This is a genomic window from Corynebacterium sp. 13CS0277 (assembly GCF_002994655.1).
Classification (GTDB): domain Bacteria; phylum Actinomycetota; class Actinomycetes; order Mycobacteriales; family Mycobacteriaceae; genus Corynebacterium.
This window is the reverse complement of sequence record NZ_PPDL01000012.1, coordinates 64,141-77,503: the sequence shown is the minus strand read 5'-3', so window position 1 is coordinate 77,503 and position 13,363 is coordinate 64,141. Positions and strand designations below refer to the sequence as shown.

The following is a 13,363-nucleotide window of genomic DNA, read 5'->3' as shown; positions in this document are numbered from 1 at the left end:
GCGTGGGGCGATTACTTGGCGTTGCGCTCGTTGTCTTCCAGCTTGCGCAGGATCTCCTTGAGTTCCTCCACGGGGCGGTCGACCGGCTTGGAGGTGCCGTTGGTGTCCTCCGCCTGGGCGTCCTTGACGTCCTGGGACTGGTAGACCTCGATGAACTTCTTCACGGCCGGGCTGTCCTCGTCGCCCTCCTTGACGGCGATGACGTTGATGTACGGCTCGGCGGCGGCGTTGTTGGGGTCGTCCTTGTAGGTGGCGGCAGCCGGGTCGATGCCGGCGCGGCCGAGGAAGTTGTTGTTGATGATGGCGGGCTTGCCCTCGCCGTAGGCGACGGTGGTCTGCTCCGCGGCGAGCGGGTTGACCTTGACCTTGGAGGCTGCTTCGTCAATGTCGGCCGGGGTGGGCGTCAGGGTGGTGGTGTCCTTGAGGGTGACAAGCCCGGCACCTTCGAGCACCTTGAGGGCACGGCCCTGGTTGGAGGGGTCGTTGGGAATCACGACGGTCTCGCCCTCGATGCCGTCGAGGGAATCGTGGCCCTTCCAGTACAGGGAGAGCGGCACAATGTAGGTGGACGCCACCGGTACCAGCTTGGCGTCCTCGCCCACGTTGTAGCCGGCGAGGAACTTCAGGTGCTGGAAGGCGTTCGCGTCGATCGTGCCCTCGGACAGGGCCTTGTTCGGGGTGGTGTAATCGGAGAACGGCACAACCTCCAGGTCGAGGCCGGCGGCCTTCGCGTTGTCCTCGATGGTGTCCCAAGCCTTGGAGCCAGCCTCGGTGGTGCCGACGCGCAGCGACAGCTTCTCGGAACCGTCAGCGTTGGTGCTGCCGGAATCGTTCGCGCAGGCGGCGAGGGAGAAAGAAAGGGCGCCAGCCAGGGCGAGGGAGGAAAGCTTACGAATGTTCATGGGTTTTAAGTTCTTTCAATGTGTGCAGTGAGGGCGCGTGGGGTGATGCTGGAAAGCGTGTGCCTGGCCCGGGGTGGGGGTTCCACCACAGTGAGAGAGTAGACAGAGCTTTCTAGTTCGGTTGGTGACTCTAGCACCGCCACCGCCAATCTGTACAGCTCTGTCTAAACCGCTTGGTTCATTTCCTGTCATTCATGCAGGAAGCACCACGTTTTTCTGGCGTCACAATTGCGGCCGCAAGGGCGTGTTGCGGGCTCAGGTGGGGGCGCATTGCGGGTCCACGGATCGTGTGCGGAGGAGTGTCTTGGGGGCGTGGTCGCGGGGTGCGAGTGTTGGGTTGGAATGTCGCTACTTTCGTCATGGCCCATGCGTGCCGAGGGGCGGGGCATATGGTGCTAGCTGGGCGAAGGTGAACGTTCGCCGCTGTATTCGATGCTTGCGCTAGGATGTTCGACATGGAGTTCGTGGGCACGCCGATCGGTGTGAATGGGCGCGGGTTGACCTGGGGAGAGATTAACAGCCTCCTCGAGGGGCGCCCGGTTCGCCCCTTGACGCCGGTGGGTACCGCTGAGGAGCAGCGAAAAAACGCCGCATCCAGTGGGGATTCTGCACCTGCAGGCGCTACCGGGGATGTAGGGGCGCGGGCTGGTGGCGTGGGCGCGCCGACGACGCCCTTTGCCGAGCTGCATGCGCGCAGTAGCTACAGCTTCCTCGAAGGGGCGTCCAGTCCGGAGGATTTTATCGAACAGGCGAAGCAGCTTGGTCTCGAGGCGATTGCCCTCATCGACAGGGACGGGTTCTATGGTGCCGCGCGCACCGCGGAAGCCGCCGCCGAGGCCGGGGTGCGCACCGTCTATGGGGTGGAGCTCAGCCTGGGGCAGGCGCGGGACGCCACCCTCACGCTGCTGTGCCGCGGAGTCGAAGGCTATCGCCGTCTGTCCCACATCGTCACCGACGCCCACATGGCCGGCGGTGAGAAAGGCGTGGTGCGGTATCCCTCGCTGCGCCGCATCGCGCAGGAGGCCGGTGGGCATCTCATCGCGGTGGCCACCGCCGACTGGGTCAGCCCGGTGGAAGAGACCATCTGGCGCGGCACCCGCGCGCAGGACAGCGATGCTGTGGATGCGGACTCCTCGGCACCGGCTGCGCCGCCGACGCTCGTCGACGTCTCCGTCGGTGAGGCCCTCTACGAGGGGCACCTGCCCGCGGCCGCTGCCGCGGCCGCCCCGGAGGTGGATGTGCCGGCGGCGGCCTGGGGCAGTGGGGTGGAAGCACTCGTGGACTGCTTCGGCGCCGAGCACGTAGTGGTGGAGCTTCCCGCACGGCTTGTGCCCAGCGATGCCGACGCGCAGGAGGATCTGCGCGCACTCGCCGAGCGCTGGGGCCTGCGCACCATCATCAGTGGCCAGCCGGCGGCGGCGACGCGTGAGGACCTGCGCTTGGCGGCGGCGAAAGCCGCGCTCGCGCAGAGGGAATCCATCGAGGTGGCCTACGGCGACATCCACCCCATGGGGGCGACCTGGTTGGTCGGCGGCGATACCCTGCTGGCGCGCTACCCTGACTGTGCGGACGCGATCGCGGGCACGGTGGAGTTGGCGCGCGACTGCGCCTTCGAGCTGCGCCTGTTGGCACCCAACCTGCCGCTGTTCGACACCCCCGAAGGCTTCGACGAGTACACCTGGCTCGAGCACCTCACCTACGAGCGCATGCAGGAGCGCTACGCCTCCCGCACCCAGGATGTGCAGGCTGCGGCGCGCGCCCAGATCGCGCACGAGCTCAGCGTCATCCGCACCCTCGACTTCCCGGGCTACTTCCTCATCGTGTGCGACCTGGTGGACTTCTGCCGGGAGCACAACATCCTCTGCCAGGGGCGGGGCAGTGCAGCGAACTCGGCAGTGTGCTTCTCCCTGGGGATCACCAATGTGGAGCCCATCTCGAACGGGCTGCTGTTTGAGCGATTCCTTTCTGCGGATCGTGACGGCCCACCCGACATCGACATCGATATTGAGTCCGGCCGGCGCGAAGAAGTCATCCAGTACATGTACCGACGCTATGGGCGCGACAACGCCGCCCAGGTCGCCAACGTCATGACGTACCGGTGGAAGGGGGCTGTGCGGGACGCGGCGCGGGCGCTCGGCTTCGACCAGGGTGCCTGCGATGCGTTCACCTCCGGCCGTGCGGAACCCCCGGAGCAGGTGCGGCAGTTGGCGGATGATTTCCTTGACCAGCCCCGCCACTTAGGCATTCACTCCGGCGGCATGGTGATCTGCGATCGCCCGATTGCCGATGTCGTGCCCTGCGAGTGGGCGCGGAAGAAGGACCGCTCGGTGGTGCAGTGGGATAAGGACGACTGCGCCTGGGGCGGGCTGGTGAAGTTCGACCTGTTGGGCCTCGGCATGCTGGAGGCGTTGCACCACACCCTTGACCTCATTGAGGAGCACCGGGGCATCACCATCAACCTGTGGGAGTTGGACTGCGCGGACCCGGCAGTCTACGAGATGCTGTCCCGCGCCGACGCGGTCGGCGTGTTCCAGGTGGAGTCTCGCGCGCAGATGGCGACGCTGCCGCGGCTGAAACCACGGGTGTTTTTCGATCTCGTCGTCGAGGTCGCGCTCATCCGCCCGGGCCCCATCCAAGGCGGCAGCGTGCACCCCTATATTCGCCGCCGCAACGGCCTGGAGCCGGTGACCTACGACCACCCCTGCCTGGAGCCGGCCTTAGAGAAAACCCTCGGCATCCCGCTGTTTCAGGAGCAGCTCATGCAGATCGCGAAGGACGCGGCAGGGTTTAGCGGCGCGGAAGCCGACAGCCTCCGCCGCGCGATGGGGTCGAAACGCTCGCCCGCCAAGATGGCCCGCCTGAAGTCCCGCTTCTACGAGGGCCTGCGGGAGGTCAACGGGATTGAGGGGCAGGTGGCGGACACCCTGTGGAACAAGATGGTGGCGTTCGCGGCCTACGGCTTCCCCGAATCCCACTCCCAGTCTTTTGCCTCGCTGGTGTACTACTCGGCCTGGCTGAAGCACTATTACCCGGCCGAATTCTGTGCCGGTCTGCTGCGCGCCCAGCCGATGGGGTTCTACTCCCCGCAGTCGTTGGTGGCAGATGCCCGCCGGCACGGGGTGACGATCCTGCCGGTGGATATCAACGCCTCCGGGGTGAGCGCCGACAGCCCGGGCGGCGCGCTGCGCTTGGGCTTCGATCTGGTCAAAGGCCTGGGCGCGGATGCTGCAGCAAGGATCGTCGCCGCCCGGGAGGAGGCGCCGATCGCCTCCCTGGGTGATGCGGCGCGCCGCGCGGAGCTCAGCGTGACCCACCTGGAGGCGCTCGCCCGGGCCGGAGCCTTCGACAGCCTGGGGCTGAGCCGCCGGCAAGCCCTCTGGGAGGCGGGCGTGGCCGCCACGGAAAAACCCAGCATGCTCCCCGGGCTTGACCCGATTGTGGCCCCCAGCCTGCCGGGTATGAACGCTTTCGAGCTGCTCGCCACGGACATCGCGACGACGGGGGTGACTCCGACGCAGCAGCCGATGGCGCTGTTGCGGCAGGGGCTCGACGCCCACGGCATCGTGCGCGCCGCTGATTTGGGGCGGGTGGCCGACGGTACTCGCGTCCGCATCGCCGGTGTGATCACGCACCGGCAGCGGCCGCAGACCGCCAGCGGCATGATCTTCTTCGGTATGGAGGACGAAACAGGGCTCATGAACGTCATGGTGACCCCGGGACTGTGGGAGCACTACAAGACGCTGGCGCGCACCGCGAAGGCGCTGATTATTCGCGGCATTGTGCAGAACGCCTCCGGGGCGATCACCATCAGCGCCGACAAGTTGGAGCCCCTGCCGGTGGCGGAGTTCCTCACGAGCGGCTCCCGGGACTTCCGCTAAGGGGGCCGCGGAGAAGAAGGCACCAGCACGGGCACCACCAACACCAGTGCCAGTACCAGCACCGGCACTGGTACCGGCACCGGTACTGCCCGCACGCGACGCAGCCCTGAGGGCTGAGTGTGTGACTAGGGTGGGGCGCATGACGATGCAGTTTTCGGACCCCGCCCCCGCACCCCAGCCAGGGGCGGATGCCGCGCCCAGGGAGCTCCACACCATGCACCCGGTGAGCCCTCAGCTCGCGACCGCGCGCTTCATCACGCGACTGTCGTGGATCGCGGTTCTCGGGGTGGTGGGTGTGGTGCTCATGTGGCTGTTCGGCTGGTTCGATCAGGGGTGGCAGGGCATGGGCACCGGGCGCACGGTGGGGGCTACTGCGTTCCTCGTCGGCGTCGTGGGGTTGTTCGCGTGGCAGGTGTGGCTGATTCCCCGTCAGGTCGCCAACCTCGCCTACTTTGAGGACACGGACGAGTTCCTCATCACCAAGGGGCGGCTGTGGCACACCTTCACGGTGGTGCCCTATGGCCGTATCCAGTTCGTGGATGTCACCGCCGGTCCCATTGCGCGCGCCTTCGGGTTGAAGACGGTGGAGCTGCACACCGCCTCGAGCACGAGTGATTCGACGATCCAGGGTTTGCCCGCCGAGGAGGCGGATGCCCTGCGGGATCGTCTGGCGGCCAAGGCCCGGGAGAGGATGAGCGGCCTGTGACGGCGCACAGTTCCCCCTCCGGGCATGGTTCGTCCCCCGCGCGCAGTTCCCACTCCGACTCGGCCCCGGAGTCTGTCACTGCTGCAGCAGCGGATGCTGCCACCGGCACCGCTGCCGCGCCTGCGGCGGAGTATCGCCGCGTGCACCGGCTGTCGCCGATCGTGCGGTTTTGGACCGTGATCGTCAGTCTGTTGTTGGTCGCGGTGGTGAATTTCCAGTCGATGGTGCTGGGGTCGATTCGTCGCGTCAATAGCGCCATTGGTGGTGATGGTGCGGCCGTGGTGCGGGAGATCCTCATCGGGTGTGGTGGGGTCGCCGTCATCACGGCGGTGGTGTGGGTGTTGTCGTCGGTGTGGTGGCGGGCGTACGGCTACCGGCTGGATGGTGAGGAGCTTGCCGTCCGGCATGGGGTGGTGGGCACGCACCTGCGGACGGCCCGCTATTCGCGCATTCAGGCGGTGGATGTGGTGGAGGACTTCTGGCCCCGCATGATGGGCTTGGCTGCCGTCCGCGTGGAGACCGCCGGCGGGCGGGATTCGGCCGTGAAGGTCGAGTATTTGCGCCGGGCGGATGCGGTGGCGTTGCGCGACGAGATCATGGGCATTGTGCACGGTGTGCAGCAGGCAGGCGGCGTCACCCAGGCCCCGGTGGGTGCATCGCCTGCGCCTGCGGTGCCGGACGCTTCTGGCTCGCCCGCAGTATCCGCGGCACCCGCAGTCCCCACAGCATCCGCAGTGCCTGCAGTGCCTGGGGCGGGCATGGCCGGTGGGGCTGGCGCGCCGGCGGTGTGGGGCAGTGACGATGCGCTCGTGGTGCCGGGTGGGGCGGGCGAGGTGCTGGTGCCGGAGGTGCCCCTCGTGCGGAGCCTGGGTGCTGCGGTGCTGCACTTGGGTGTGCTGCTGTCGGCGGCGGTGACGGTGGCCGTGCACCGCTTCGGCGCGGAGGCCACCACCCTGTTGCCGTTCGTGCTGGGTATTGTCACCTTTTTTGGTGGTGTGCTCAACGGCAGTTGGCGCTATCAGGCGGTGCGGCACGGCCGGGTGCTGACGGTGTCTTATGGGCTGTTTGATCGCCGCTCGCAGAACATTGCCCTGGATCGGATTCATGGGGTGGAGTTGCTGCAGCCGGTGTTGTGGCGCCCCTTCGGCTGGTGCCTCGTGCAGGTCAGTGTGGCGGGCTACGGCCATGATCGTGATGGCGGGTCGACGAAGATTCTGCCCGTGGGGTCCCTGGCGCAGGGCCGCGAGCTGCTGCTGGTGTTGTCGCCGCTCGTGGAGGAGGACGCACCGCTGGTGGAGTGGGCGCCGGCCATTCCGGCCGTCACACCCTTGGCGGACGCGGCCACGTCGCTGACGGACCCTGCCGCGGCGGACCCCACGGTGTCGCGGTGGCCGGGGCTGCGGCGATGGGTGTCGCCGCCGGTGGCGCGCTGGTGGTCGCCGTTGGATGCGCGGGTGCGGGCGGTCATGCTGCTGCCCGGCCGGGCGGTGCTGCTGCGGCGGGGGTTTTTCTCCCGCCGGGTCAGTGTCGTGGCGCCGGCGCATATCCAGGAACTCACCTGGGAGGCGGGGCCGGTGGATCGGATGCTGGGGTTGGCGTCGGTGCGTTTCGATCTGGTGGGTGGGCCGGTGCGGATGTCGGCGTTCAATCTGTCTGTGGCCGATGCGGGGGAGTTATTGGCGATGCTGCGGGCGCGGACACTGCCGCCACCTGCGGGAAGCAGGGTGTGAGAAAGAAAAAGTTCAACGAGTTGAAAAAACCCTTGCGGGCACGCTGAACTTTGTCCTAGGGTGGAGTCAGTTTCCGCATTCCGGTGCCCCTGATTGATGTTCACGGATCTGTTCATCCAGGGCACTGGTGGCGGCTGCGCCCCTCACCCCTTGTGCGCCCCGTGGCATGACTTGTGCCCCGCGACCATGTCAATCCGAACTGGAAACTCATGAACATTTCACTTCTCACCCCCACTGCCCACGCCACCACCGGTGGCCGCCGCCCTGCCCGCGCGGTGGGTGTCCTCGCCGCCAGCCTCGCGCTGCTCGGACTCACTGCCTGCAGCACGACTGAGGACGCCGCCGCACCTGCAGCGAAGGACTCGGAAGCGGCCGTCCGCGTGGTGGCCACCACCACCCAGATCTGTGACTACGTCACCCAGATCATCTCCGGCGCGGAGACCGCCCCCGCTGAGGGTGGTGCGACCCCGCTGCGGCTGCACAAGACGGCCGCCGACGGCACCACCAGCGACAGCGGTGCGAGCGCTGCCGATGCGAGCGTCGTCGACCTCACCTGCGTGCTGGCGCCGAACGCCTCCGCGCACGACCACGAGCTCACCCGCGCCCAGATGAAAGCCTTCAGCGACGCGGACCTGCTGCTCGTCAACGGTGTGGACTTGGAGCACTTCCTCGACGCCGGCATTGAAGCCTCCGGCTTCCACGGCACCCTCGGGGTGACGACCGGTGTGCTGGGCGCGGCCGACAAGGACGACCTCGAGGGGGAGAAGACCAAGGAAGCCTCCCTGCCGTACACCGTCGACCGGGGGACGAAGACCATTGACGTCGCCCCCTGGCCCTTCCCCCCGGAGGACGGCGAAACCCAGGCAGAGTTCCGCTTCGACCCGCACGTGTGGACCTCCCCGAAGAACGCCGCCATCCAGGTGAGCAACATCGGTGGCTTCCTCGGCACCGCCGACCCGGACCACAAGGCCGCCTACACCGCGGCTGCCGGCGCCTATGCCGCTCAGCTGGATTCCCTGGCCACCTGGGCGCAGGCCGCCTTCGATTCGGTGCCCGTGGAACACCGGGTGCTGTTTACCTCCCACGACGCGTTCGGCTACCTGTCGAAGGACTTCGGCGTGAAGTTCATCGGTGCCGCCCTGTCGGACTTCAACTCCCAGCAGGACGCCACCGCGGAACACATCGCCGAGGCGGCGAAGACGGTGAAGGACTCCGGCGCGGTCGCCATCTTCGCGGAGAACTCCACCAACCCGAAGTCCCTGGAAGCCGTCGGCAAGAACGCTGACGTGCGGGTGATCTCCGGGGAGGATGCCCTCTACGGTGATTCCCTCGGCCCCGCCGGCACGGAAGGGGAGACCTACATCGGGTCGATCATCCACAACGTCCGCCAGCTGGTGACCGCCTGGGGTGGCACCCCGCCGGCGCTGCCCGCCGACCTGCAGGCCGCGGACCCCGCCAAGTAACCCACAGTCGCTCCCCCTGGCCCCGGCTCGTGCAGGCGAAAGCCCGCCGGTGTGGCCAACAGGAGTAGACCTGGAAGAACGGATGGCGCTCGCCTCCCCGCCCACCCGGCCACCGGGGCCGGGCGGGGCGGCGGTCGCTGCTCGTGTTCTTCTGCTGACGTGCCGTCCGCTGTGGTGCTGTGTGTGCGTGTGCGCCCGGCAGTACTCGTTCCTCGGCATCGTTCATCCTTTTCATCCCGCCTGTTTTTCCTAGTTTCCAGCCTGTTTTCCCAGTTGTTTCTCTGAGTGTTTCCCATGACCACCTTGTCTTCTTCCCCTCGCACCTCCGCCCCGCCCGCCGCGGCGAGCGCTGCGGCGCGGACCCCTGCCCCGCCTGCCGCACCCGATGAGGCTGCCGCGCTGGAGTTTGTGCACGCGGATTTCCGCTACCCGGGCGCGGCCGCGCCGAGCCTGCGGGGCGTGACGGGCAGCGTGCGCCCCGGCGAAGGCCTGGCACTCATCGGGCCGAACGGTGCCGGGAAGACCACGCTGCTGCGGGGCATTTTGGGCCAGTGCCGGATCACGGGCACCGCCCGGGTGCTGGGCGCTGCCCCGGGGCACGCGCCCCGGGGGGCCATTGGCTACGTGCCGCAGTTGGCGGACGTGGATGCGGGCTTCCCGGTGACGGTGCGGGACGTCGTCGCGATGGGGCTCGTCGCGGAGCGTCGCCCGTGGCGGCGGCTTACCGCGGAGCAGAACGCCCGCATCGACGAGGCGTTGGCCCACGTGGACTTGGCGCACCGGGCGCAGGTGCGTTTCGGCCGCCTGTCCGGCGGGCAGCGGCAGCGCGTACTGCTGGCGCGCGCCCTGGTGGCCCGGCCGCGGCTGGTGCTGCTCGATGAGCCGTTCAACGGCCTGGATCATCCGAACCGGCAGGCGCTGGTGCGGCTGGTGCAGGACATGAAAGCCCACGGGGTGGCGGTGGTGGCCTCCACGCACGACGTGTCGCTCGCGGAGGAGACCGCCGACCAGGTGGCGTTGCTCGCGGGCCGGCAGGTGGCCTTCGGCCCCCTGGAGGAGGCACTCACCCCGGCGAATATCTCCGAGGCCTATGCGGGCCGCGCGCAGGATGATGTGGTGACGGTGCGGGGGGCTGGCGCATGAGCCCCGTGTGGCGGGCGGCCGGCCCCGGTGTTTGGGCACAGGTCGTCGACTGGTTTTCCGACGCCGTGGAGCACCTGCGGATCCTGCTGGCAGGTGTGCCGGGCCTGGGGTTGGTGACGGAGGCGCCGTTTATGTTCCGCCCGTTCCTCATGCTCGTGCTTCTGGGCGTGGTCTCCGGGCTGGTGGGCGTGGTGGTCAACCTGCGTCGCATGGAGTTCGACGCAGAGGCCGCCGTGCACTCCATTTTCCCCGGGGTGGTTGCCGGCGCCCTCTACGGCGGCATTGATGCCATCGTGCCGACGGCGTCCGCCGTGGCCGTGGTTGTGGCGGTCGCGCTCGTGGTGGTGCACCGCCTGGCGTTGCGCCACGGCACCGGCCACGATGAGGCCGGCACCGCCGTGGTGCTGACAAGCTTCTTCGCGCTCGGGGTGGTGCTGTTGCTCCGCAAGGGGGACATGTCCGGCCAGCTGGAGGCGCTGATGTTTGGCCGCCTGCTGCACATCAGTGATGCGCGGCTGCTGCAGTCGGTGCTGGTGTGCTGCGCGGCGCTCGTGGTGCTGGCGTGGACGTGGCGGGCCCAGATTTTTGCCGCCTTCGATGAGCAGGGGGCGGCGGCCGCCGGTCTGCGGGTGGTGCTCATCGATCTCGTGGCGACCGCCTGCGTGGCGGCCGTCGTCGTGGCGGCCTCCACCGCGGTGGGCATCGTGCTCGTCGTCGGCTATCTCGTCATCCCGGGCGCGACTGCCCGGCTTGTCTCCCGGAGTGTGGCCATGATGACGGCCGTGAGCATCATCACCGGCCTGGTGGGCGGCTACCTCGGCATGCTGGTGCTGGGGCTTCCCAGCAGCCGGCCGGTGTCCCCGCAGGCCGCTGTCGCGCTGTCGATGTGCGGGGTGTTCGCCGTCGTGTGGCTGGCCACCAGCCTGTGGCGGCACCTGCCGCACCGGCAGGCCCCCACCGCCACTGGCGCGACCACGGGCGGGAGCCCCGCCCCGCAGGGTGTGGCCCCGCAGGGTGTGGCCCTCCAGCCCCAGGGCGGTGCGGCATGATGACGCTCGCACTGCAGGAAGGCCTGGCCGGGGTGCTGGGCCGCCCGCTGCTCATCCTCGTGCTGCTCGGGGCGCTGGCCGGACTCGTCGGGGTCCTCGCGGTGACACACCAGCGGGTGTTCTACGCGGAGTCCATCACCCACGGCACCTTCCCCGGGGCGGTACTTGGGGTGGTGCTGGGCGCGCAGCTGGGCCTCGGGCAGGACGGCCTGGCGGTGGCCCTCATGGTGGGGGCGGCGGCGATGTGCCTGCCGTTGGCGTGGCTCATGCACCGCCTGGCCCGCACCCCCGGGGTCACCCCGCAGGCCGCCGCCGGCATCGTCCTGACCTTCGGGTTCGCCCTCGGATACTTCCTCAACACCTGGTTCGCGCCGCTGCCGCTGAAGATTGAATCCTTCCTCACGGGCTCCGTGTTGACGGTGACCCGCACCGACGTCCTCGCGGCGGCGGTGGTGCTGGCCCTGGTGGTCATCATGGTGGTGGCCCTGTGGCGGCCGTTGTTCTTCCTCGCGTTCGACCCCCAGGGCTTTGCCGCGGTGGGCCTGCGCGCCGGGGTGTTGCACGCGGTGGTGCTGTTCAGCATCACCGCCACCCTGGTGGTGGTGATCCCGGCCGTGGGCACGATCCTGGCGATCGCGCTGGTCGCCGCCCCCGCCGCCGGCCTGGTGCCCCTGGTGCACCGCCCGCAGCAGCTGCTCCTCGCGGCGCCGCTGGCGGGGATCGCGATCGGGGTGGTGGGGTTGCTGTTGGCGGTGTGGTGGAACTTCAGCGCCGGCGGCACCATCGCACTCGTGGCGGGGGTGTTCTATGTGGCCTGCCGGGTGCTCGCCAGTCGGCAGCACCGCACCCACACCGGCGATGACACTTGCGAGCATTCCCCCGCGGACGCCTGCGACCCCGCCCCGGCTCCGGCCGCAGCCTAAGCATCCGCCGCACCCACCGGAAGGCTGACCGGCGCTGTGCCGGTGCGGCACCGTACGCGGCCCGCGGGCCAGGGGACCCCGTCGCGGTGCGGCTGCGTGGGGTGGGGGTGGGTGCAGGTGGTCCGTTACAGTGGTGAGCCATGGATATCCAGTCGCTGCCGGGCAAGACCCAGGACTACCTGAAGACCGTCTGGTTCATTACGGAACGCAGCGGTGAGGCCGCCTCCCTGTCGGCGATCGCGCAGGACATGGGGCAGAAAGCATCGACGGCCTCGGAGGCGATGAAACGGCTGGTGGATCGGGGGCTGGTGCACCACGAACGCTACCTGGGGGTCACCCTCACCCCGGAGGGGCAGCGTTTGGCGTTGGCGATGGTGCGCCGCCACCGCCTGGTGGAGATGTTCCTCTGCGAGACTCTGGGCTATACCTGGGATGAGGTTCACGACGAAGCCGAGGTGCTCGAGCACGCCATCACCGACACCTTGCTCGATCGGATTGATGAGCACCTGGGCCACCCGACGCGCGACCCGCATGGGGATCCGATTCCGGCGGCCGACGGCACGATGGATGATGTCGGCACCGAGGACTTGAGCACCGTCGCCGTCGGGGAGACCGCCATCATCGACCGCATCCTCGATCGGGATGCGGATTTGTTGCGCTATCTTGCGGCCCACGGCGTTACCCCGGGCGCGCAGATCACCGTCACCGATGCCCCCTACCCGGGGATGCGTGTGGTGCAGGCCGAGGGGTTCGACCCGGCCCCCATCGCGGATGCCGCCCTGGAGGCGATCAACATCCGCGCCACCACCCCCCAGGGGTAACGTCCCCGCGAGCTGGTGCACGCTGCGCGAAGGACGGGACCTGGAAAGGGTGGGTCCTTGGGAAGGGCGGGTCCTTGCGCTAGTGGGCCCCGGGGAAGCCCTGCTGCCGCCACGCCTCGAAGGTGGCGATGGCCGCCGCGTTCGACAGGTTCAGGCTCCTATTGCCGGGCACCATCGGCAGCCGCACTAACTCCGTGACCCGCGGGTGGTGCAGGGCGGCATCGTCCAGCCCGGTGGGTTCCGTTCCAAACAGCAACACATCCCCCGGTTCGTAGGCGATGTCGGTGTAGAGGGTGCGGGCGTGGGCGGTGAACGCGAACACCCGCCGCCCCGGCAGCGCCGCCAGCGCGGCGTGCAAGTCAGCGTGGACGCTGACGTGGGCCAAGTCGTGGTAGTCCAGGCCCGCCCTTTTGAGGTTTTTGTCCTCCAGGTTGAAACCCAATGGCCCCGCCAGGTGCAGGTGGGCGCCGGTGTTGGCGCACATGCGGATCGCGTTGCCGGTGTTCGGCGGGATGCAGGGTTGGTCGAAGAGCACGTGGGCGAAAGGCTCACCTCCAGCCGGATCCGCAGGCCGGTCGGCCGTGGGTGCGCCGGTGGGGGAGTGCTCGGGCGGGGTGGGGGTGTTGGTGGTGTTGGCGGTGTGCGTCACAATGCCTTCCAGCTTAAAGCCTGCACGCTGAACAAGCGTGCACCCCAGTGCGCCCCGCCCCGGGGTGGCCCGGGGGCGGGTGCGGGTGTGCTCATGGGT

The 13,363-nt window shown here is 68.7% G+C and carries 10 protein-coding genes; 8 read left to right on the top strand and 2 right to left on the bottom strand.

Annotation, left to right across the window (positions count from 1 at the left end; all coding sequences use genetic code 11):
• Positions 1–11 precede the first annotated feature (11 nt).
• Positions 12–902 (bottom strand): MetQ/NlpA family ABC transporter substrate-binding protein, encoded by an 891-nt coding sequence (locus C1Y63_RS06660; protein WP_106015690.1) that lies wholly within the window; start codon positions 900–902, stop codon positions 12–14.
• A gap of 455 nt (positions 903–1,357) precedes the next feature.
• On the opposite strand from C1Y63_RS06660, the gene C1Y63_RS06655 reads away from it, so the two are divergent.
• From C1Y63_RS06655 to C1Y63_RS06620, 8 genes are all read left to right on the top strand, one after another.
• A complete protein-coding gene (locus C1Y63_RS06655; RefSeq protein ID WP_158256107.1) occupies positions 1,358–4,780 on the top strand; it encodes an error-prone DNA polymerase in 3,423 nt (1,140 codons plus the stop codon).
• A gap of 139 nt (positions 4,781–4,919) precedes the next feature.
• Positions 4,920–5,486 (top strand): PH domain-containing protein, encoded by a 567-nt coding sequence (locus C1Y63_RS06650; RefSeq protein ID WP_369831030.1) that lies wholly within the window; start codon positions 4,920–4,922, stop codon positions 5,484–5,486.
• A complete protein-coding gene (locus C1Y63_RS06645) occupies positions 5,483–7,216 on the top strand; it encodes a PH domain-containing protein (RefSeq protein WP_106015688.1) in 1,734 nt (577 codons plus the stop codon). Before C1Y63_RS06650 ends, C1Y63_RS06645 begins: the two co-directional genes overlap by 4 nt.
• Positions 7,217–7,425: 209 nt before the next feature.
• Entirely contained in the window at positions 7,426–8,679 is a 1,254-nt protein-coding gene (locus tag C1Y63_RS06640) for a metal ABC transporter substrate-binding protein (RefSeq protein WP_106015687.1), read from the top strand.
• A 399-nt stretch (positions 8,680–9,078) separates the two neighbouring features.
• Positions 9,079–9,822: a metal ABC transporter ATP-binding protein gene (locus tag C1Y63_RS06635; RefSeq protein WP_369831031.1), complete on the top strand. Its 744-nt coding sequence runs from the start codon at positions 9,079–9,081 to the stop codon at positions 9,820–9,822.
• Positions 9,823–9,953: 131 nt separating this feature from the next.
• Positions 9,954–10,871: a metal ABC transporter permease gene (locus tag C1Y63_RS06630; RefSeq protein WP_233195622.1), complete on the top strand. Its 918-nt coding sequence runs from the start codon at positions 9,954–9,956 to the stop codon at positions 10,869–10,871.
• Positions 10,868–11,794 carry a metal ABC transporter permease gene (locus C1Y63_RS06625; RefSeq protein ID WP_233195616.1) on the top strand — a complete coding sequence of 309 codons (927 nt, stop codon included), beginning with the start codon at positions 10,868–10,870 and terminating at the stop codon, positions 11,792–11,794. The genes C1Y63_RS06630 and C1Y63_RS06625 overlap by 4 nt, the downstream gene beginning before the upstream one ends.
• A gap of 140 nt (positions 11,795–11,934) precedes the next feature.
• On the top strand, positions 11,935–12,615 hold the full coding sequence (locus tag C1Y63_RS06620) for a metal-dependent transcriptional regulator (RefSeq protein ID WP_199189072.1): 681 nt from the start codon (positions 11,935–11,937) through the stop codon (positions 12,613–12,615).
• A 79-nt stretch (positions 12,616–12,694) separates the two neighbouring features.
• Here the strand turns inward: C1Y63_RS06620 and C1Y63_RS06615 are convergent, their stop codons facing one another.
• Positions 12,695–13,150, bottom strand: coding sequence for a tRNA (cytidine(34)-2'-O)-methyltransferase (locus C1Y63_RS06615; protein WP_233195621.1), 456 nt, complete (start codon positions 13,148–13,150; stop codon positions 12,695–12,697).
• Positions 13,151–13,363 lie beyond the last annotated feature (213 nt).